The following is a 19,955-nucleotide window of genomic DNA, read 5'->3' as shown; positions in this document are numbered from 1 at the left end:
AACGTTTGTATTGGACCAGCCCTAGGGTCTGGATATAATGCGCCGGCTCAGGTCAGGGATTGAGCCTAGCCCTCCAACACAAAATATCGAAGAGCCTTGAGGAGATTGACTGTGGAACGCGAATACATGGAATTCGACGTCGTCATTGTCGGCGCTGGCCCTGCTGGCCTGTCCGCCGCGTGCCGACTGAAGCAGAAGGCCGCGGAAGCTGGTCAGGAGATCAGCGTATGCGTGGTCGAGAAGGGTTCCGAAGTGGGCGCCCACATTCTCTCTGGCGCCGTATTCGAACCGCGAGCCCTGAACGAACTCTTCCCTGACTGGAAAGACCTGGGCGCCCCGCTGAATACCCCGGTGACCGGCGACGACATCTATATGCTCAAGGATGCCGACTCCGCGATCAAGGTTCCCGGCCTCTTCGTGCCCAAGACCATGCACAACGAGGGCAACTATATCATCTCCCTGGGCAATCTCTGCCGCTGGCTGGCCCAACAGGCCGAAGGCCTCGGCGTGGAGATCTACCCGGGCTTCGCCGCCCAGGAAGCGCTGATCGACGACAACGGCGTGGTGCGCGGCATCATCACTGGCGATCTCGGCGTGGACCGCGAAGGCAACCCGAAAGAGGGTTACTACACCCCCGGCATGGAACTGCGCGCCAAGTACACCCTGTTCGCCGAAGGCTGCCGTGGCCACATCGGCAAGCAACTGATCAAGAAGTACAAGCTCGATTCCGAGGCCGACGCCCAGCACTACGGCATCGGCATCAAGGAAATCTGGGACATCGACCCGGCCAAGCACAAGCCCGGTCTGGTGGTCCACACCGCCGGCTGGCCGCTGAACGACGAGAACCCGGGCGGCTCCTTCCTCTATCACCTGGAGAACAACCAGGTGGTGGTGGGCCTGATCATCGATCTGTCCTATAGCAACCCCTTCCTCTCGCCCTTCGACGAGTTCCAGCGCTACAAGCACCACCCGGTGATCAAGCAGTACCTGGAAGGCGGCAAGCGCGTAGCCTACGGCGCCCGCGCCATCTGCAAGGGCGGCCTGAACTCGCTGCCGAAGATGGTCTTCCCCGGCGGCGCGTTGATCGGCTGCGACCTGGGCACCCTGAACTTCGCCAAGATCAAGGGCAGCCACACCGCGATGAAGTCCGGCATGTTGGCCGCCGACGCCGTGGCCGCCGCCCTGGCCGCCGGCAAGGAAGGCGGTGACGAGCTGACCGGCTACGTCGACAGCTTCAAATCCAGCTGGCTGTACGACGAACTGTTCCGCAGCCGCAATTTCGGCGCGGCGATCCACAAGTTCGGCGCACTGGTAGGCGGTGCCTTCAACTACATCGACCAGAACTGGTTCGGTGGCAAGATTCCGCTCACCCTGCACGACAACAAGCCGGACTACGCCTGCCTGAAGCCCGCGGCCCAGTCCCAGCGCATCGAGTATCCGAAGCCGGACGGCAAGCTCAGCTTCGACAAGCTCTCCTCGGTATTCCTCTCCAACACCAACCATGAAGAGGAACAACCCTGCCACCTGAAGCTGGCCGACGCGAGCATCCCGATCGCCCAGAACCTGCCGCTGTACGACGAGCCGGCACAGCGTTACTGCCCGGCTGGCGTGTACGAGGTGGTGACCCAGGAGGACGGCGCCAAGCGCTTCCAGATCAACGCGCAGAACTGCGTGCACTGCAAGACCTGCGACATCAAGGATCCGGCGCAGAACATCACCTGGGTGGCCCCGGAAGGCACTGGCGGCCCGAACTACCCCAACATGTAAGCAGACACAAGAAAGGCTCCCTCGGGAGCCTTTTTTGTGGCCTTGTGAAGCCTTATTCCGGCAGCGGTCCGATGGGGAAGAATTCCCCGCCGCTCCAGACGCCCAGCCAGGTCACGCCGCCGATTTCGCGCGGCTCGGCCAACTCCACCAGTTGGTAGAAGACATTGCGGTGGATCAGCGCCTCGAGGTTGGTGCGCACCAGCACGTAGGGCGAGGGTTCCTGGGTTTGCGGGTCCAGTTCGACGCGCAACGGATGCATACTGCCGGCCAGCACCTCGTCCTCGACATTGGTGATGAAGCGCAGTTGCTGCGCCTCCCCTTCTCCCTCGACCTGCAGCTCGACGGCAACGAAGGGCGCATCCTCGACCTGAATCCCCACCTTCTCCACCGGCGTCACCAGGAAGTAGTCCTCGCCATCCTTGCGAATGACGCTGGAGAACAGCTTGACCATGGGTTTGCGGCCGATGGGTGTGCCCAGGTAGAACCAGGTGCCGTCACGGGCGATGCGCATATCGAGGTCGCCACAGAATGGCGGGTTCCACAGGTGCACCGGCGCCCCACCGGACTTGTCGCCCGTGGGTATCTGCGCCAGCAGGTCGCCGGCTTTGCCGGGATCGCTCATTTCAATCTCCTCAACGACTCAGACCGATCAGGCTGCGAGCATACTCTTCCAGCGGCGGACCGATCAGGTCTTCCGGCCTGGCATCGTAGAACGTCAGAAATCCGCCACGGTTGCGAATACGGGCGGTGTCCACCAGATAGCGGGTATTGGTCTCGATCAGCATCAACTGGATCACGCCACGGTCGCGGCCGAGGCGGTCCAGGGCCTCCTGGTCCTCCCAATCCTCCACTGTGCCGATGCGGTCGTCGGCGCTGGCGAAACGCGCATACAGCAAATAGTGCGCACCGACCGAGCGGGCCTGGCCCATGGCCTCTTCCAGGCCGGCCGGCCCCTTGGCGCGACGGACCAGGGGGAAATACTCGACGAAGCCATTGAAGGCCTCCTCGGCCACCACGTTGGCACGCGGATAGGCCGAGCCCGGCGGCACGAAGTAGCCCTGGGCGATGTAGATGAAGGAATCCGCCTGCAGGCGCCAGGGACTGGCGCGGCGGGTATCGCTGTGGTCCAGGAACCCCGCATCGCTCAGCTGCTCGCGGGTGCCTTCGGCCATGTCGCTGACCTTCATGCAGCCCACCAGGCCAAGCATCGCCAGCAACAGAATCATGCTACGCATCGTGTCTCCTCCACGCGCCGGCGACGAAAAACCGGCGGATAGAGGACCAATGCAGCTTCCGCGCCATTAACCGCCGATGATCTTCATCACGGTGACGCCACCGGAAAAGGCGACATCCTGCTTGTCCGCCAGGGCCTTCACCAGCAACCGCTGCAAAGCAGGCAGCGCTTCGTGACGGGGCTTTTCCAGCAGGTCGCCGATGTAGTGGCGGTTGCTCGAAGAAAGGCAGCCATGCAGCCAGCCGGTGGACGACAGGCGCAGGCGCGAGCAGGTGCGGCAGAACGGCACGCTCTCGTTGGCGATGACCCCGAAGTAGCCCTCCCCTGGCACCCGGTAGCGCAGGGCCGTGGCATCCAGAGGCGCATCGGCCTGGACGAACTCATGGGCGGTGCGGATCAGCGCCAGCAGTTCCTCCAGCCCCACGAACTGCTGATGGAAGGCATTGGGATCGCGAGCCAGGTGGCCCATGCGCATCAGCTCGATGAAGCGCAACTCGAAACCGCGCTCCAGGCAGTAATCCAGCAACGGCAGCACCTGGTCCAGGTTCTTGCCACGCAGCGGCACCATGTTGATCTTGATCTTCAGTCCGGCCGCCCGCGCTTCGTCGAGCCCCTTGAGCACAGTGGCCAGGTCGCCGCCACGGGCGATGGCGCGGAACTCGCCGGCATCCAGGGTATCGAGGGAGATGTTCAGGCGGCGGATGCCGCAATCCAGCAGCAGCGGCAGCTTGCGGGACAGCAGCTGGCCGTTGCTGGTCAGGCTGATGTCATCCAGGCCGAGCTTGCTGACTTCATGGAGGAAAGGATCGAGCTTGGGGCTCACCAGCGGTTCGCCGCCAGTGATGCGCAGACGCTCGATACCGGCCGCTTCGATGAGGTAGGCCACACCACGCACCATGGCCTCGGCGGAGAGCTCGTCCTGGGCCGCCACCAGGCGTTTGCCATCCGGCACGCAGTAGGTACAGGCGTAATTGCAAGCGGCGGTCAGGCTGATTCGCAGGTTGCGGAAGCGCCTGCCCTGGCGATCGACGATCATGGAACGCTCCGGCATGTGGTACACCGGAGTATATCCCCGCGGTCGGTGCAGCACATGTCCGGGACCGCGTCATAGATGCACTGAATACGTCAGCTGGCTGGCGACTCGCTTTCCCGCTTGCGCTTGTTGCCCATGCGTACGCCGATGTCCATGAGGAACTGGAAGAAACCTTCCTGATCCTCCAGCACACTGCTCCAGAACGGCGAGTGGTAGAGTGCGACGGCGCCATGAACCAGGGCCCAGGCGGCGCAGTAGTGGAAGTACGGCGGCACGTCTTCCAGCTTGCCCTCGGCGATACGACCCTTGATCAGTTGGGTCAAGCGCTCGAAGTTGGACGCGCGGATCTTGTGCAGCTGCTCGACCATCTCCGGCACCTGGCTGTTCTTCACCACCTTCTCTTCCAGGCGGTCGAACAGGCGATAGCGCTGCGGGTCGCGCATGCGGAACTCGAAGTAGGCCCGCGACAGCGCCTCCTTGTCACGATCCACATCGGCGGAATGGAACAGCGCGTTCAGATCACGCTCGTAGTCGAGCATCAGGCGCAGGTAGATCTCCGCCTTCGACTTGAAATGCTTGTAGATGGTGCCTTTGCCGATACCCACTGCGTCGGCGATCATCTCGACGGTTACGCTGTCTTCGCCCTCTTCGAGGAAGAGCTTGAGGGCGGTGTCGAGAATTTCCTGCTCGCGGCGGCGGAACTCACGGACTTTACGGGGTTCTTTCTGCATAAAGGGACTGTGGGGTCAAAAAATAAGCCGGGTATTATGCCTATCTGGCGTAAAAATGCACGGAACATCCGACTATGAGCGTATTGCAAGATGAGTTTGCCCACGCCGAAGGGCTCCGCTATCTGAACCATGCCGCCGTCGCGCCCTGGCCGAAACGCGCGACCCAGGCGGTCCAACGCTTCGCCGAAGAGAACTGGCGCATTGGCGCGAGGGACTATCCGGACTGGTTGATCGTGGATCGTCGCCTTCGCGAACGCCTGGCCAGGCTACTGAACGCACCGACCACGGCTGATCTTGCACTGGTCAAGAATACATCGGAAGCCCTGTCTTTCGTTGCCTTTGGTCTGGATTGGACGGCGGGCGATCAGGTCGTCATCAGCGACCAGGAATTCCCTTCGAACCGGGTCGTCTGGCAAGCGCTGAAGCGCTATGGCGTGGACACCATCCAGGTTTCCCTGGACAACGCCGATCCCGAAGGTGCCCTGCTCGCCGCCTGCGGCCCGCGCACGCGGTTGATGTCCATCAGCGCCGTGCAGTACGCCAGCGGGCTGCGCCTTGACCTGCTGCGCCTGGGCCAGGAATGTCGCAAACGCGGCGTGCTGTTCTGTGTCGATGCCATCCAGCAACTGGGCGCCCTGCCCTTCGACGCCCAGGCCATCGACTGCGCCTTCGCGATGGCCGACGGCCACAAATGGATGCTCGGCCCGGAGGGGCTCGGTGTCTTCTATTGCCGCACCGACCTGCGCCAGCAGCTCAAGCTCCATGAGTACGGTTGGCACATGCTGGAACACCCCGGGGATTACGAGCGCGCCGACTGGGAACCCTCGCGCACCGCACGCCGCTTCGAATGTGGCAGCCCCAACATGCTTGGCGCCATGGCGCTGGAGGCGAGCCTCTCGCTGCTGGAGGAAGTGGGCATGACGCAGGTGGCCAAGGACCTCGGCGAGCGGGTGCAGTGCCTGCAGGACGGACTGGCGCGGATTCCCGGCGTGCACCTGCTGAGCCCTCTGCAGCCGGCGCGCCGTGCCGGCATCATCACCTTCCGCCTGGACGGCTGGGACAACCAGGCACTGTTCGAGCGCCTGCGCGCCGAGCAGGTGGTGTGCGCCCAGCGCGGAGGTGGTATCCGCTTCTCGCCGCACTTCTACACCCAACCTCGGGTAATAGACGAAACCCTTGCGCTCCTGCGCCAGATGGCAGACGCATGAGGACTCAGCCGGGGCCGGTGTATTCCAAATACGTTTAAGAAACGCCGCTGAGCAATCTGGACGCTTGGGGATAATGGCCAATACTTCTCTTACTGGCGTGCGGCATCTCCCCCCAAGTGCCCAGCCAGTCGAGGAACCGTGGATCGCGTTCCTTTGTTTTACTCCTAATGGTCTTGACCCGGATTCATCCCCCAGAACCCGGGTTTTTTTTGTGCGCGTGTTTTCCAGCAGCCCGAGCTTTCAGCCAAGCCGCGCCAGCGGGAACAGGCGAAGGTAGTTCTCACTCGTCTGCTGGGCAAAATCCTCGAACGGGACTCCGCGCAACTCGGCGAGAAACTCCGCCACCTCACGCACGTACTGCGGCAGGTTCGATTTGCCACGGTAAGGGACCGGCGCGAGATAAGGCGAGTCGGTCTCGACCAGCAGGCGGTCGGCCGGCACCTGGCGAGCCACTTCGCGCAAGGCATCGGCATTGCGGAAGGTGACGATACCGGAGAGGGAGATGTAGAAGCCGAGGTCCAGCGCGGCGCGAGCCATGTCCCAGTCCTCGGTGAAGCAATGCAATACGCCGGCCTGGGGCAAGGCGGCTTCGCGCAGCAGCGCCAGGGTGTCGGCGCGCGCTTCGCGGGTGTGCACGATCACCGGCTTGCCAGTCACCCTGGCCGCTTCCAGGTGCAGGCGAAAGGCCTGCTGCTGGAGTTCGGCGGCTTCGGGCTCGTAGTGATAGTCCAGGCCGGTTTCACCGATGGCCACCACCCGCGGGTGTTCCAGCTCACCCAGCAGCCAGTCCAGCGCCGGGGCCGCGCCCGGCTCCAGGTCCAGCGGATGGACGCCTACGGAGCAGTGCACGTCCTCGTAACGCTCGGCCAGGGCCTTCACCGCGGCCGCGTTATCGGCGCTCACGCCGATGCAGAGGAACTGACTGACACCACGGGCGCGGGCGGCATCCAGGGCGGCGTCAAGGGATCCACCGTGGGCAGCCAGGTCGAGGCGGTCCAGGTGGCAGTGGGAGTCGATAAGCATGGGAGCCTCAAGCGGCAAGCCTCAAGCCTCAAGCCACAAGAGAAAGGCGAAAGCGCCCTTGCAACTTGTAGCTCGCGGCTCGCAACTGCTGTCAGTTACATCGTATGGGTGGGACGGTCGGACTTGAGGGCGCCGGCGAGGTAGGTCTCGATCTTGTTGCGCGCGCCGCTGTCACCATCATTGAACTGGACACCGATCCCGGCAGCGCGGTTACCCTGGGCGCCTTTGGGGGTGATCCAGACGACCTTGCCGGCGACCGGGATCTTCTCCTGCTCGTCCATCAGGTTGAGCAGCATGAATACTTCGTCGCCGAGCTTGTAGGTCTTGTTGGTCGGTATGAACAGGCCACCGTTCTTGATGAACGGCATGTAGGCGGCGTACAGGACCGACTTGTCCTTGATGGTCAAGGACAGAATCCCGTTACGCGGGCCCAGGTTCGGCGGCAGGCTCATGCGGTTTTCCTGACAAGCTGGTTCTGGCACGGATTCTAGCCCGGCCCGGGCAAGCTTGCCCACTGCACCAGCAGCGCTTCGAGAAGCAAGACACGGTTGAGGTTGGCCTTGTTCAGCACTTTCTGCCGTTGTTGCAGCAGCCAGTCCTGCATGGCCAGTACCTTGTGTTGCGGAGCCTTGTCCGCCAGGTACTGCACCACCTTGCGCATGTCGGCCAGGCCGAGCCCCGTTTCATCACGGGTGAGCTGGAAGCGCAGCATCAATTGCGCCCAGTCGCAGAACCAGTCGAACAACAGCGGCAAGGGCACTGCGTTCCAACCCTCCGCCAACTGGCTGGCGCCGACCTGCTGCTTGAGCAGTTTCTTCACTCCCTCGACCACTTCAGCTCGCTGCGCACGCACGCCCTGCCCCTCCAGGCGCAGGGCCGACAGCGGCGAGCCACCGGCGAGAACCAGCAGTTCGTGCAATTCCTCGGGTGCGGCATCCGGCAGCGCCGAGCCAAGCCAGGCCAGGCTCTGGGTCTTGCCGGGGAGCGGGCAGGCCTGTTGCACGCAGCGACTCTTGATGGTCGGAAGGAGTCGGCTTGGCTGATGGCTGACGAGCAACAGCACGGTATCGCCGGAGGGCTCCTCCAGACTCTTCAGCAGCGCGTTGGAGGCGTTGAGGTTCATCGCCTCGGCTGGTTCCAGCAGCACCACCTTGCGCCCGCCGAGCTGCGCGGTCTGCACCACGAACTCCACCAGTTCGCGCACCTGGTCGACCCGGATGGCCTTGTCGACCTCCTCCGGCTCCAGCACGAAGGCATCGGGATGGGTATTGGCCGCCAGCAGCAGGCAGGACTTGCATTGACCGCAGGCATCGAGTCCGGCCGGGCTCTGGCAGAGCAGGCGCGCCATCAGGCGGTCGGCCAGGGCGCGCTTGCCGATGCCGGACGGTCCGTGCAGCAGATAGGCATGGGCGTGACGCGGCCGCCCGGCCAGGTGCTGCCAGAGGCTGTCCTGCCAGGGATAGGCGTCAGCCATGGCAACGCTCCAGCAACTCAGGCAGGAGTTGATCCAGGCCGCGCTGGACCTCAGCCAGGGGCACCGAGGCGTCGATCACCCGGTAACGCTCCGGCGCAGCCTGGGCGCGCTCGAGGTAAGTCTGGCGCACGGCCTGGAAGAAGCTGCGCTGTTCCTGCTCGAAGCGGTCGAGGCGACCGCGGGCGGCGGCGCGAGCCAGGCCGATTTCCACTGGCAGGTCGAAGACCAGCGTCAGGTCCGGGCGCAGATCACCCTGAACGAAACTTTCCAGCAGTGCGATGCGCGCCGCCGGCAGACCCCGGCCTCCGCCCTGGTAGGCGTAGGTCGCATCGGTGAAGCGGTCGCAGAGCACCACGGCGCCACGCGCCAGGGCCGGCTTGATCACACCCGCCAGGTGCTGGGCGCGGGCGGCGAACATCAGCAGCAGCTCGGTGTCCACGGCCATGGCTTCGTCACTGGGTGCCAGCAGAAGTTCGCGAATGCGCTCGGCAAGGGGCGTTCCGCCCGGTTCACGAGTCAGCACCACTTCGATGCCTTGATTGCGCAGGCGTTCGGCGAGGTACTCGCGGTTGGTGCTCTTTCCGGCGCCTTCCGGGCCTTCCAAGGTGATGAAAAGACCGCTCACTGGATGTCCTTTTTCATTGCGGGCTGGAGCGGTAGCCATTGCGACGCTTCAGCTGAAAGTCGCGCACGGCCTGGTTGTGCTCGCCCAGAGTCTCGGAGAATACATGGCTACCGTCGCCGCGAGCGACGAAATAGAGGCTCTTGCCGGCGGACGGATGCAAGGCTGCATGAATGGCCTCGCGACCGGCCAGCGCGATGGGCGTCGGCGGCAGTCCGCTGATGACATAGGTGTTGTAGGGCGTCGCTTCACGCAGGTGGTCCCGGGTCAGATTGCCGTTGTATCGCTCGCCCAGGCCGTAGATCACGGTCGGGTCGGTCTGCAGCAACATGCCGGAGTGCAAGCGGCGCACGAAGACGCCGGCGATCTGGCCACGTTCAGCCGGCACGCCGGTTTCCTTCTCCACCAGGGAAGCCATGATCAGCGCCTGGTAGGAATCGGCATAGGGAAGCTGGTCCGCACGCTTGTCCCACTCTTCGGCGAGAACCTGATCGAGCCGGTCCCGCGCCTGCTTCAGCAGGTCGATGTCACGCGTGCCCCGCACGAACCGGTAGGTGTCGGGGAAGAAGCGGCCTTCCGGGTATTCGCCGGGGCGGCCGAGTCGGGCCATCAGTTCGGCGTCGCTGACATCGGCCAGGGTCTGTTCCAGCTTGGCCTGCTTGACGAGGGCCGCGCGCACCTGGCGGAAGTTCCAGCCTTCCACCAGGGTCAGGCTGTATTGCACCACTTCGCCACGCTCCCAAAGTGCCAGCAGGTCAGCGGCACGCATGCCCGGCGCAAGTCGGTACTCGCCGCTATGGAGCGAAGCATTGGCCAGGTTGAAGCGCCAGTACTGGCGTAGCCAGAAGGCATTGTTCAACACCCCCTCCTCCTCCAGGCGGTTGAGCAACCCACCGGGCGTGGCGCCGGCCGGGACGTCCAGCATCCGTTCGGCGGAAATGTTCAGGGGTTGATCGAGGGTGACGCGCTGCTGCCAGCCGGCAAAGGCCATCAGCAGGCCGGCAAGAAGCAGGCCTGCCTCCAGCATCAGCAGGAATTTGCGTATCACGAATCAGATGTCCAGAAGATCGCGGGCGATGGCCTGAAGTTTACGGGTCAGCGGGCCGACCGGCCAGTGATGGCCTGTTACAGAACGCACCGGCCAGATCCCGAAGAGGCTATTGCAAAGGAAGACCTCATCGGCGCCGATAAATTCATCGAATGGAATGTCCCTCACCTCGACCGGCAAGCCGTCCGACCGGGCGCTGTCGAGCAAGGCCGCGCGCATCACCCCGGCGACGCCGCAGCGGGACAGATCGGCCGTGACCAGCACGCCACCGCAAACCATGAACAGGTTGCTGAAGACGCCTTCGATCACGCGCCCTGACTGGTCAAGCATCAGGCCTTCGGCGAAATCGCCGCCCTGCCATTCGGCGCGAGCCAGGACCTGCTCCAGGCGATTGAGGTGCTTGAGGCCGGCCAGCAAGGGCTGCTCGGCAAGGCGGGTGGCGCAAGGAAACAGCTGGACGCCTTGCTCGCCGTTGACCTCCGGGTAGGCCGGGAACGGACCGCTCTGCAGGATGCGCCGCGGCAGCGCCACCGGTGGCGGTGCGTAACCACGCAACCCTTCACCGCGAGTGACGATCAACTTGGCGACGCCCTCACCCAGTCCAGCGGAGAACGCCAGTAACTCGGTACGCATCAGCCCGTAATCGAGGGGAATCCCCAAGCGCTGGCAGCCTTCGGCCAGCCGCGCCATGTGGTATTCGAGCAAGGGCGGACGGCCGGCGCGCACGGCAATGGTTTCGAAAAGCCCATCGCCGTAGGCCAGGCCGCGGTCCTTGATGGACAGCGACTCGGCCGGATGGCCGTCCACCCAGTTCAGCATCAGCCCGCGAACCGACGGAACACCAGGGAACCGTTGGTGCCGCCGAAACCGAAGGAGTTGGACAGCACGATATCGATGGGCATCGGACGGGCTTCGTGGGGCACGAAGTCGAGGTCGCAGCCTTCGTCCGGCTCGTCCAGGTTGATGGTCGGCGGTGCCACCTGATCGCGCAGGGCCAGCACGCTGAAGATCGCCTCGACGGCACCGGCGGCTCCCAGCAGGTGGCCGGTCATGGACTTGGTGGAACTGACCGCGAACTTGTAGGCGTGGTCGCCGAACACCGACTTCAGCGCCATGGCTTCAGCCACGTCGCCCGCTGGGGTCGAGGTGCCGTGGGCGTTGACGTACTGGACCTGGTCCGGGTTCAGGCCGGCATCGCGCAGGGCATTGCGCATGCAGCGGGCCGCGCCGGCGCCGTCATCCGGCGGCGAAGTCATGTGGTAGGCGTCGCCACTCATGCCGAAGCCGATCAGCTCGGCGTAGATGGTCGCACCACGGGCCTTGGCGTGCTCCAGCTCTTCCAGCACCAGGGCGCCGGCGCCATCGGACAACACAAAGCCGTCGCGACCCTTGTCCCACGGGCGGCTGGCGCGGGCCGGATCGTCATTGCGAGTGGAGAGCGCGCGAGCCGCACCGAAACCACCCATGCCCAGGCCGCAGGCGGCCATCTCGGAGCCGCCGGCGATCATCACGTCGGCTTCACCGTAGGCGATGTTGCGTGCAGCCATACCGATGCAGTGGGTGCCGGTGGTGCAGGCGGTGGCGATGGCGTAGTTCGGTCCCTGGATGCCCAGGTGGATCGACAGGAAGCCGGACACCATGTTGATGATCGAACCGGGTACGAAGAACGGAGAGATCCTGCGCGGCCCCTGATCGATCAGGGATTTGCAGTTGTTCTCGATATTGGTCAGGCCGCCGATCCCCGACCCCATGGCGACGCCGATGCGCTCACGATTGGCGTCGGTGACCTCGAGGCCGGAATGACGCATGGCCTGGAAGCTCGCCGCGAGGCCGTACTGGATGAACAGATCGAGCTTGCGCGCCTCCTTGGCCGACAGGTATTCCTCGACATTGAACCCCCTGACCGAGCCGCCGAAGCGGGTGGTGTAAGCGGAAAGGTCCATATGCTCGATCGGGCCAATGCCACTGCGGCCAGCCAGAATTCCCTGCCAGGTGCTCGGTACATCGGTACCCAGCGGCGACAGCATGCCAAGGCCAGTGACCACGACGCGTCTACGCGACACAGCGATCTCCTTCTTCAATCTCTACACGGCGGTTGATTCGGATTAACAGACTGTTGAAAAGCCCGGCTGGTAACGCGGCACCGCGGATTTTCAACAACCTGCTTAAAGAAAAGCCGCACGCCCGGTCGGGTCGTGCGGCTTTTCCGCGTCGGGTTACCGACGACTACATTACTGCGCGTGGGCGTTGATGTAGTCGATGGCTTCCTGAACGGTGGTGATCTTCTCGGCTTGCTCGTCCGGGATTTCGGTCTCGAATTCCTCTTCCAGAGCCATCACCAGCTCAACGGTGTCAAGGGAGTCGGCGCCCAGGTCTTCAACGAAGGAAGCGCTGTTGGTTACTTCCTCTTCTTTGACGCCCAGTTGCTCGGCGACGATTTTCTTGACGCGTTCTTCGATGGTGCTCATACCTTGTTTTCACTCCTATGGAAAAATCCGTGCAGCTGGGGCTGCAGTGTATAGAAAGGGTTTTCCGCTTTTCAAGCAGAACGCCTGAAGCCCTTCCGGATCGCCGCAACGAAATGTCTATAACCCGACTGCACTCTTATAGCGAATTCTAGACAGCCCATATGACAGCTTCCTGAAGGGATTCGTCACATTCAGCTCATGTACATGCCGCCGTTGACCGGAACGGTGGCGCCGGTGACGTAGGCCGCGCCGTCGGAGGCGAGGAAACCTACCACCTTGGCGATCTCTTCGGCCTGGCCCAGGCGACCCAGCGGGATCTGGGTCAGCAGCGCGTCGCGCTGGGCTTCCGGCAATTCACGGGTCATGTCGGTGTCGATGAAGCCCGGAGCCACCGAGTTGACGGTAATGGCACGGGAACCGACCTCGCGCGCCAGGGCGCGACTGAAGCCTTCCAGGCCGGCCTTGGCGGCGGCGTAGTTGGTCTGGCCGGCGTTGCCCATGGCACCCACCACCGAACCGATGTTGATGATGCGACCCCAGCGAGCCTTGGTCATGCCACGCAGCACGGCCTTGGACAGGCGGTACAGGCTGTTGAGGTTGGTGTTGATGACGTCGAACCACTCGTCGTCCTTCATGCGCAGCATGAGGTTGTCGCGAGTGATACCGGCGTTGTTCACCAGAATCAGTGGCTGACCCAGGTGCTGCTGGATGTGCTCCAGGGTGCTGGCGACCGATTCGTCGCTGCTGACATCCAGCACCAGGCCGGCGCCTTCGATGCCGTTGTCCTTGAGGAACTCGGCGATGCGCTCGGCACCGGATGCGGAAGTCGCAGTGCCGATCACCACGGCGCCCTGACGACCCAGTTCGAGAGCGATTGCCTGGCCAATGCCACGGCTCGCACCGGTGACCAGTGCCACCTTACCTTGCAGACTCATAGGTCTTCTCCTTGTTCAGGCCAGCGCAGCACGGGCGGCTGCGAAAGCATCAGGGGTATCCAGGTTATGGGTGTTGACACCCTTCACGCAGCGCTTGTTCAGGCCGGACAGCACCTTGCCCGGACCGCATTCCACCAGATCGGTGACGCCACGCTCGGACAGGCAGATCATCGACTCCACCCAGCGCACCGGGCTGTAGAGCTGGGCCAGCAGGTCGCGCTTGAGCTCGGCGAGGTCAGTCACCACCGCGGCGCTGACGTTCTGCACCAGCGAGATCTGCGGAGCCTGCCAGGCAAGGGCCTCGACCGACTCGGCGAAACGCTCGGCGGCCGGCTTCATCAGCGCGCAGTGGGACGGCACGCTTACCGGCAGCGGCATGGCGCGCTTGGCACCTCGAGCCTTGCAGGCCTCGATGGCGCGTTCCACGGCGGCTGCTGCGCCGGCGATCACGACCTGGCCGGGCGCGTTGAAGTTAACCGCACTGACCACCTCGCCCTGGGCCGCTTCAGCGCAGGCAGCCAGCACATCGGCGTCTTCCAGGCCCAGGATCGCGGCCATGCCGCCCTGCCCTGCAGGTACGGCCTGCTGCATCAGCTGGCCACGGAGCGCCACCAGCTTCACCGCATCGGCGAACGCCAGGCTGCCGGCAGCCACCAGGGCGGAGTACTCACCCAGGCTGTGGCCGGCGACATAGGCCGGGCGTGCGCCGCCCTCGGCCAGCCACAGGCGCCACAGGGCGATGGAGGCGGTGAGGATGGCGGGCTGGGTCTTGTCGGTCTGATTGAGTTGCTCTTCCGGACCTTGCTGGGTCAGCGCCCAGAGGTCGTAACCGAGAGCCTCGGAGGCTTCGGCGAAAGTATCCAGGACCAGCTGGTGCTGGCCCCCCTGCTCGGCCAGCATGCCCAGAGACTGGGAACCCTGACCGGGAAAGACGAAAGCGAGGGATGCGGACATTAAGAGTGGTCCCTTATCTGGCGGTATAGGGAGATTGACGCCTGGCATAGCCAAGCGCACGAAACTGACAGTTGGATGACAGGCTGCCGGTACCGGTCACATTCTAGGGCCTGTTGGCACGTCTTCGCGAACAGGGGGCGAACATCACCACCCCCTAAAGCAACAGATGTTCCAGGCGGCCATGCAGGCGCTGCGGGAGGTTTTCACGCACCTCGACCAGCGCACGACGGATGGCACTCTGGAAGCCGTCGGAGCCGGCCGCACCATGGCTCTTGATGACAATGCCCTGCAGGCCAAGGAAGCTTGCCCCATTGTGGCGCGCGGGCGTCAAGTCGGTGCGCAACCTGCGCAACAGCGGCAAGGCCAGCGCCCCCACCAGTCGTGAGCCCAGGCTCTGGCTGAAGAGCGCCTCCATGCGCGAGGAAATCATCGAGGCCAGCCCCTCGCTGGACTTGAGCAGGATGTTGCCGACGAAGCCATCGCACACGACCACATCCGCCTCACCGCGATACAGGCCGTCGCCCTCGATGTAGCCGATGTAGTTGAGGCCTTCGGCCTGCTGCAACAGGCTCGCGGCCAGCTTGACCTGCTGATTGCCCTTGATGTCCTCGGTGCCTACGTTCAGCAACGCGACCCGAGGCTGGGGAACGCCGAGCACTTCGGCAGCCACCGCGCCCATCACGGCGAACTGGTAGAGATGCTCGGCACTGCAATCGACGTTGGCTCCCAGGTCCAGCAGATGGCAATGCCCGCGAGCCGTGGGGATGGCGCTGACCATCGCCGGACGATCGATACCGGGCAGGGTCTTCAGCACGTAGCGGGAAAGCGCCATCAGGGCACCGGTGTTGCCGGCACTGACGCAGGCCTGGGCGCGACCATTGCGCACCAGTTCGAGGGCGACACGCATCGAGGCGTCCGGCTTGCCGCGCAAGGCTTGCGCCGGGCGCTCGTCCATGGCGATCACTTCACTGGCATGCACGATTTGCAGGCGCTGACGATCCACCGCGGGGACACGGGCAACGAGCTCTTCGAGAAGGGGGGCTTGGCCGACGAGGACCAGGTGGAGCGAGGGGGATTCAGCTAGACAGGCGATGCTGGCTGGAACAATGCAGCGGGGACCGTAGTCCCCGCCCATTGCATCAATCGCGATGATCGAGGCGGCCAAGGATTACTCGGCAGCGCCCTTGTCGATCACCTTGCGACCGCGGTAGAAACCGTCCGGGGAAACGTGGTGGCGCAGGTGAACTTCACCGGTGCTCTTCTCTACGGACAGTGCGTTGGCTTCGAGGGCGTCGTGGGAACGACGCATGTCGCGTGCCGAGCGGGATTTTTTGTTCTGCTGAACAGCCATAATCAATTAACTCCTAAACGTTTGGGTCACGCTTTAACTGCGCCAGTACGCTGAACGGGTTGGACCGCGAAACCTCGTCCTCGCTCGGCTCGGGCTCATCGAGGCCCACCGGCTGCTGGCAATCTTCAGGGTCATGGGCCGGAACTATGGGCAGAGCGAGCAGCAACTCGTCCTCGACCAGAGTCATCAGATCCAGCGGATCCTCACCCACTTCCAGCACGTCATAGCCCTTCGGCAGCGACTGACTGTCAGCCCCTTCCCTCACCACGGCGTAATCGCATTCGCTGTGGATGTTCAGGGCGACCAGCTCTAGACAACGCTGGCAAACCATCTTGACCTCAACGTCGATCCGGCTGTGGATGACAACCGCGCGACGCTCGTCACGACCAAACGCCAGGCTCGCACGAATGCTGCCCGCGTTGTCCGCGAGGGGTTCGCAGAGTCGCTCCAGACTGGCGAGCGCGATCTCACCATCGAGAGTGACTTCGCGGTCCGCCAGCTTGCGCGGATCTACATGAGGTGGAATCGGCCCATTCAACATAGGCGCGACATTCTAGGGACGAGCCCCTGCCCTGTCAAAAGAAATTCCGCATTGTCGGTGCTTGACGGGGCTCTATAGAATTTCTCGCCCCACAGTCCGGAGATCGCCATGCCGCCCCTGGTGCTCGCATCCAGCTCCCCCTACCGCCGCGAACTGCTCGAACGCCTGCGCCTGCCCTTCACCTGGGGCGCGCCGGCCATCGACGAAAGCCGCCAGCCCGCGGAACCCGCCGAACAACTGGTGCGCCGACTGGCCCTGGAAAAGGCCCGCGCCCTCGCCACCCAGTACCCGAACCACCTGATCATCGGCTCGGACCAGGTCGCCGTGCTCGGCGAACAGATACTCGGCAAGCCCCATGGATTCGAACGCGCCCGCAGCCAACTGCTGGCCGCCAGCGGCACCAGCGTGAGCTTCCTCACCGGCTTGGCCCTGCTGAACAGCGCCACTGGCCAGCACCAGGTGGACTGCGTGCCGTTTACCGTGCATTTTCGCGAACTGGATGAGGCACGGGTCGCGCGCTACCTGAAAGCCGAGCAACCCTACGATTGCGCCGGCAGCTTCAAGGCCGAGGGACTGGGCGTCAGCCTGTTCCGCGCCACCGAAGGTAGCGACGCCACCAGCCTGGTGGGCCTGCCATTGATCCGCCTGGTCGACATGCTGCTCGCCGAAGGCGTGCAGATTCCCTGATCGCCATATAGAAGGAAGAAAGCCCGGCATCGGCCGGGCTTTCTTTCAATAGCGACGCTCGGATTCAGCGCAGGCTCGGCCCCTGAATCCCCATCCACAGCGCAAGCCGCTCGGCCACACTGGCACCGAACTTCTTCGAGAAGCGATCGAACGGCGATTCCTGCACCGTGTAATCGACAATCTCCTTCGCACCGACCACTTCCCGCGCCACATAGCTGGCATTGCCCAGCTTATCCACCAGCCCCAGCTCCAGCGCCTGCTCGCCAGACCAGACCAGGCCACTGAAGAGTTCGGGATGCCCATCGACCTTCAGGCGATCGCCGCGCCCTTTCTTCACGCTCTCGATGAACTGCTGATGGGTGGTGTTCAACACACCCTGCCAGAACTCGGTCTCCTCCGGTTTTTGCGGCTGGAAGGGATCGAGAAACGCCTTGTGCTCACCGGAGGTATAGACGCGACGCTCCACACCCAGCTTGCCCATGGCATCGACGAAACCGAAGCTGGTCGCCGTGACACCAATGGAGCCGACGAGACTGGCCTTGTCGGCGTAGATCTCATCCGCCGCACTGGCGATGTAGTAGGCCCCCGAAGCCCCCAGATCGGAGATCACGGCATAGATCTTGATGTTCTGGTGCTCGGCACGCAGCCGGCGAATCTCGTCGTATACATAGCCGGACTGTACCGGGCTGCCGCCCGGACTGTTGATACGCAGGACCACACCCTTGGTCTTGGGATCCTCGAAGGCCGCACGCAGGCCGGTGACGATGCTGTCCGCACTGGCAGCCTCCTCGTCGGCGATCATGCCGCGAACCTCCACCAGAGCCGTGTGCTCCTGACTGCGAGCCGCGCTCTTCTGAAAGTCGAAGGCGGGAGAAAAAAGCGCCAGGGCGACGAACAGATAGAGGAAGGTCAACAGCTTGAAGAAGATGCCCCAACGTCGCGCCCGACGCTGCTCCTGGACACCCGCCAGCACGGCCTTCTCCAAAAGCTTCCAGCTCTTCTCGTCGGCCTTGTCGGCAGCCGGTTCTTTCCATTCGTCAGACATAGAGCTCCACCTCTCGGGTTTGCCGGCTCAGATTACCTTCCAGCCAGTGACGCAATTCTTCGAAGCGCTCGATTGCCAGGGTCGGCGACTCCTTGAGCAACTCGGCAAGCGGCTGGGCACCATACCCCACCGCCACGGAATCCATTCCGGCCCGCTGCGCCATGCGCAGGTCGAAAGGCGAATCCCCGACCATCAGCGCGCGCTCGGCCGCCACACCGCAATGCCCGAGGATTTCCCGCAACATCAACGGATCCGGCTTGCTGGCGGTCTCATCGGCGCAACGGGTGACATCGAAGTAATCCAGCCAGCCGCGCCCCGCGAGCACATGATCGAGCCCGCGACGGCTCTTGCCAGTGGCTACCGCCAGGCGATACCCCTGGTCGCGAAAGGCTTCCAGCGCCTCCGCCACCCCATCGAACAGGGGCGAAGGCTGACTCTCCAGCGCGTTGTAGTGCTCACCATAGCGGCGCCGGAAGATATCGATGCCCCGCGCATCCTCGATCTCCGGATACAACGTGGCGATGGCCTCCGGCAGGCCGAGACCGATGATGCCCTTGATGGCGGTATCGTCGCGCCAGGGAAGACCGCCCGCATCGGCAGCCACACGCATGGATTCGACGATACGGGCGATGGAATCGGCCAGGGTGCCGTCCCAGTCGAAGATCAACAACTGGTAGTCAGGCACCGAGTCGCTCCAAAGTCTTCTGCCACATGTCGTCCACCGGCGCCTCCAGCCTCAGCTCGCCACCATCCGGCAGGCTGATCGCCAGGGAATGGGCGTGCAGGAACAGGCGCTTGCCACCCAACTCACGGATCTCCCGCGTAAAATCCTCATCCCCGTACTTGGGGTCGCCGGCAATGGAGTGGCCGGCGTGCTTGGCGTGCACACGAATCTGGTGGGTGCGTCCGGTGATGGGGCTCGCCTCCACCAGCGTGGCGAACTCGCCGAAACGTCGCACCACACGGAACTCGGTCAGCGCCTCCTTGCCCTCGGGATTCACCTCGACCATGCGCTCGCCCGAGCGCAAGTTGTTCTTCAGCAGCGGCGCGCTGACCTTTTTCTTTGAAGTCGGCCAACTGCCGCGCACCAGCGCCAGATAACGCTTGTCGACACCGTCGCCACGCAAGGCCTCATGCAGGTGACGCAGCATGCTGCGCTTCTTGGCGATCATCAGCAGCCCGGAAGTATCCCGATCCAGTCGATGCACCAACTCCAGATCCTTCGCCTCCGGCCGCAACTGGCGAAAGGCCTCGATCACCCCGAAACTGAGGCCGCTGCCGCCATGCACGGCAATGCCGGCCGGCTTGTTCAACACAATCAGCGCCTTGTCTTCATAGACGATCGCGCTTTCCAGGCGCTCCAGCAGGCTCTGGGCCACTGGGGCCGGCTCGTCGGGCTCGGACAGACGCAATGGGGGGACGCGGACGACATCGCCAGCCTGCAGCTTGTACTCCGGCTTGATGCGCCCCTTGTTCACGCGAACTTCGCCCTTGCGCAGAATGCGATAGATGAGCGTTTTCGGCGCACCCTTCAGCTGGGTACGTAGGAAATTATCGATACGTTGGCCGGCATATTCCGGCGCAACCTCAAGCAGCTGAACGCCGGAGGTTGGGGAGGCAGGAGTAGTCATGGCGCGCATCATAACAATTTTTTATGGATTTGAAGCACTTAATGATTACTGCTATAGTCGCGAACGCCGCCAAAAGCGGCCTGGTTTCGGGGTGTTCGCCAAAACTGCCACCCCCAACCGCTGCAACCCTTTCAGGACGTAAGGCCGTCCGACAGAAAATTCGCCGCATTGACCTCGAATTTTCCGAAATCAAAGCCTCGAGC

At 63.6% G+C, this 19,955-nt stretch carries 23 protein-coding genes; 3 read left to right on the top strand and 20 right to left on the bottom strand.

The annotated features are described in order from the left end of the window. Window positions 1-111: 111 nt before the first annotated feature. The gene (locus ACFW0H_RS10240) at window positions 112-1,767 is read left to right on the top strand and encodes an electron transfer flavoprotein-ubiquinone oxidoreductase (RefSeq protein WP_422913788.1); all 1,656 of its coding nucleotides are present in this window, start codon (window positions 112-114) and stop codon (window positions 1,765-1,767) included. A gap of 52 nt (window positions 1,768-1,819) precedes the next feature. On the opposite strand, the gene ACFW0H_RS10235 is transcribed toward ACFW0H_RS10240, so the two are convergent. The 4 genes from ACFW0H_RS10235 to ACFW0H_RS10220 all read right to left on the bottom strand — a co-directional run bounded on the left by ACFW0H_RS10235 (window position 1,820) and on the right by ACFW0H_RS10220 (window position 4,765). Beyond that, window positions 1,820-2,389 (bottom strand): DUF1285 domain-containing protein, encoded by a 570-nt coding sequence (locus tag ACFW0H_RS10235; protein ID WP_422913787.1) that lies wholly within the window; start codon window positions 2,387-2,389, stop codon window positions 1,820-1,822. A gap of 10 nt (window positions 2,390-2,399) precedes the next feature. Continuing rightward, a complete protein-coding gene (locus tag ACFW0H_RS10230; RefSeq protein ID WP_422913786.1) occupies window positions 2,400-3,002 on the bottom strand; it encodes a DUF4823 domain-containing protein in 603 nt (200 codons plus the stop codon). A gap of 66 nt (window positions 3,003-3,068) precedes the next feature. After that, window positions 3,069-4,037, bottom strand: coding sequence for a GTP 3',8-cyclase MoaA (locus ACFW0H_RS10225; RefSeq protein WP_422913785.1), 969 nt, complete (start codon window positions 4,035-4,037; stop codon window positions 3,069-3,071). Between the two features lie 89 nt (window positions 4,038-4,126). Next, entirely contained in the window at window positions 4,127-4,765 is a 639-nt protein-coding gene (locus ACFW0H_RS10220) for a TetR/AcrR family transcriptional regulator (RefSeq protein ID WP_271408287.1), read from the bottom strand. Window positions 4,766-4,839: 74 nt separating this feature from the next. Here ACFW0H_RS10220 and ACFW0H_RS10215 point away from each other — a divergent pair, with 74 nt between their 5' ends. Further along, window positions 4,840-5,973, top strand: a complete 1,134-nt coding sequence (locus ACFW0H_RS10215) for an aminotransferase class V-fold PLP-dependent enzyme (RefSeq protein WP_422913784.1) — start codon at window positions 4,840-4,842, stop codon at window positions 5,971-5,973. Between the two features lie 240 nt (window positions 5,974-6,213). Here the strand turns inward: ACFW0H_RS10215 and ACFW0H_RS10210 are convergent, their stop codons facing one another. The 13 genes from ACFW0H_RS10210 to ACFW0H_RS10150 all read right to left on the bottom strand — a co-directional run bounded on the left by ACFW0H_RS10210 (window position 6,214) and on the right by ACFW0H_RS10150 (window position 16,389). Further along, window positions 6,214-6,996 carry a TatD family hydrolase gene (locus tag ACFW0H_RS10210; protein WP_422913783.1) on the bottom strand — a complete coding sequence of 261 codons (783 nt, stop codon included), beginning with the start codon at window positions 6,994-6,996 and terminating at the stop codon, window positions 6,214-6,216. Window positions 6,997-7,091: 95 nt separating this feature from the next. Beyond that, window positions 7,092-7,448: a PilZ domain-containing protein gene (locus tag ACFW0H_RS10205; RefSeq protein WP_028627861.1), complete on the bottom strand. Its 357-nt coding sequence runs from the start codon at window positions 7,446-7,448 to the stop codon at window positions 7,092-7,094. 35 nt (window positions 7,449-7,483) lie between these two features. Beyond that, on the bottom strand, window positions 7,484-8,470 hold the full coding sequence (locus ACFW0H_RS10200; RefSeq protein WP_422913782.1) for a DNA polymerase III subunit delta': 987 nt from the start codon (window positions 8,468-8,470) through the stop codon (window positions 7,484-7,486). Next, window positions 8,463-9,095: a dTMP kinase gene (tmk, locus tag ACFW0H_RS10195; protein ID WP_422913781.1), complete on the bottom strand. Its 633-nt coding sequence runs from the start codon at window positions 9,093-9,095 to the stop codon at window positions 8,463-8,465. Before tmk ends, ACFW0H_RS10200 begins: the two co-directional genes overlap by 8 nt. 13 nt (window positions 9,096-9,108) lie before the next feature. Next, the gene (mltG, locus tag ACFW0H_RS10190; RefSeq protein WP_422913780.1) at window positions 9,109-10,140 is read right to left on the bottom strand and encodes an endolytic transglycosylase MltG; all 1,032 of its coding nucleotides are present in this window, start codon (window positions 10,138-10,140) and stop codon (window positions 9,109-9,111) included. A 3-nt stretch (window positions 10,141-10,143) separates the two neighbouring features. Continuing rightward, window positions 10,144-10,959, bottom strand: coding sequence for an aminodeoxychorismate lyase (gene pabC, locus ACFW0H_RS10185; RefSeq protein WP_422913779.1), 816 nt, complete (start codon window positions 10,957-10,959; stop codon window positions 10,144-10,146). Next, entirely contained in the window at window positions 10,959-12,203 is a 1,245-nt protein-coding gene (gene fabF / locus ACFW0H_RS10180; RefSeq protein ID WP_422913778.1) for a beta-ketoacyl-ACP synthase II, read from the bottom strand. Before fabF ends, pabC begins: the two co-directional genes overlap by 1 nt. A gap of 168 nt (window positions 12,204-12,371) precedes the next feature. Beyond that, window positions 12,372-12,608 (bottom strand): acyl carrier protein, encoded by a 237-nt coding sequence (acpP, locus tag ACFW0H_RS10175; protein WP_003283670.1) that lies wholly within the window; start codon window positions 12,606-12,608, stop codon window positions 12,372-12,374. Window positions 12,609-12,799: 191 nt separating this feature from the next. Beyond that, entirely contained in the window at window positions 12,800-13,543 is a 744-nt protein-coding gene (gene fabG, locus ACFW0H_RS10170) for a 3-oxoacyl-ACP reductase FabG (RefSeq protein ID WP_044870241.1), read from the bottom strand. 15 nt (window positions 13,544-13,558) lie between these two features. Further along, window positions 13,559-14,497 (bottom strand): ACP S-malonyltransferase, encoded by a 939-nt coding sequence (gene fabD, locus ACFW0H_RS10165; RefSeq protein ID WP_422913777.1) that lies wholly within the window; start codon window positions 14,495-14,497, stop codon window positions 13,559-13,561. A gap of 154 nt (window positions 14,498-14,651) precedes the next feature. Continuing rightward, the gene (gene plsX / locus ACFW0H_RS10160) at window positions 14,652-15,662 is read right to left on the bottom strand and encodes a phosphate acyltransferase PlsX (protein ID WP_422913776.1); all 1,011 of its coding nucleotides are present in this window, start codon (window positions 15,660-15,662) and stop codon (window positions 14,652-14,654) included. 3 nt (window positions 15,663-15,665) lie between these two features. Continuing rightward, a complete protein-coding gene (rpmF, locus tag ACFW0H_RS10155; RefSeq protein WP_044870244.1) occupies window positions 15,666-15,848 on the bottom strand; it encodes a 50S ribosomal protein L32 in 183 nt (60 codons plus the stop codon). A 13-nt stretch (window positions 15,849-15,861) separates the two neighbouring features. After that, on the bottom strand, window positions 15,862-16,389 hold the full coding sequence (locus tag ACFW0H_RS10150) for a YceD family protein (RefSeq protein WP_422913775.1): 528 nt from the start codon (window positions 16,387-16,389) through the stop codon (window positions 15,862-15,864). Window positions 16,390-16,497: 108 nt separating this feature from the next. Here ACFW0H_RS10150 and ACFW0H_RS10145 point away from each other — a divergent pair, with 108 nt between their 5' ends. Continuing rightward, entirely contained in the window at window positions 16,498-17,076 is a 579-nt protein-coding gene (locus ACFW0H_RS10145; RefSeq protein WP_422913774.1) for a Maf family protein, read from the top strand. Between the two features lie 64 nt (window positions 17,077-17,140). Here the strand turns inward: ACFW0H_RS10145 and sppA are convergent, their stop codons facing one another. Genes sppA through rluC form a run of 3 tightly spaced genes read right to left on the bottom strand, consistent with a single transcriptional unit; the run spans window position 17,141 to window position 19,752 of the window. Next, window positions 17,141-18,121 (bottom strand): signal peptide peptidase SppA, encoded by a 981-nt coding sequence (gene sppA, locus ACFW0H_RS10140; protein WP_422913773.1) that lies wholly within the window; start codon window positions 18,119-18,121, stop codon window positions 17,141-17,143. Continuing rightward, on the bottom strand, window positions 18,114-18,806 hold the full coding sequence (locus ACFW0H_RS10135; RefSeq protein WP_422913772.1) for an HAD-IA family hydrolase: 693 nt from the start codon (window positions 18,804-18,806) through the stop codon (window positions 18,114-18,116). The genes sppA and ACFW0H_RS10135 overlap by 8 nt, the downstream gene beginning before the upstream one ends. Next, window positions 18,799-19,752, bottom strand: a complete 954-nt coding sequence (gene rluC / locus ACFW0H_RS10130) for a 23S rRNA pseudouridine(955/2504/2580) synthase RluC (RefSeq protein WP_422913771.1) — start codon at window positions 19,750-19,752, stop codon at window positions 18,799-18,801. Before rluC ends, ACFW0H_RS10135 begins: the two co-directional genes overlap by 8 nt. Window positions 19,753-19,955: the final 203 nt, after the last annotated feature.

The sequence above is a fragment of the Metapseudomonas cellulosilytica genome, from assembly GCF_049334135.1.
In the GTDB taxonomy this organism is placed as follows: domain Bacteria; phylum Pseudomonadota; class Gammaproteobacteria; order Pseudomonadales; family Pseudomonadaceae; genus Metapseudomonas.
This window is presented reverse-complemented; position numbering and strand designations above follow the sequence as displayed.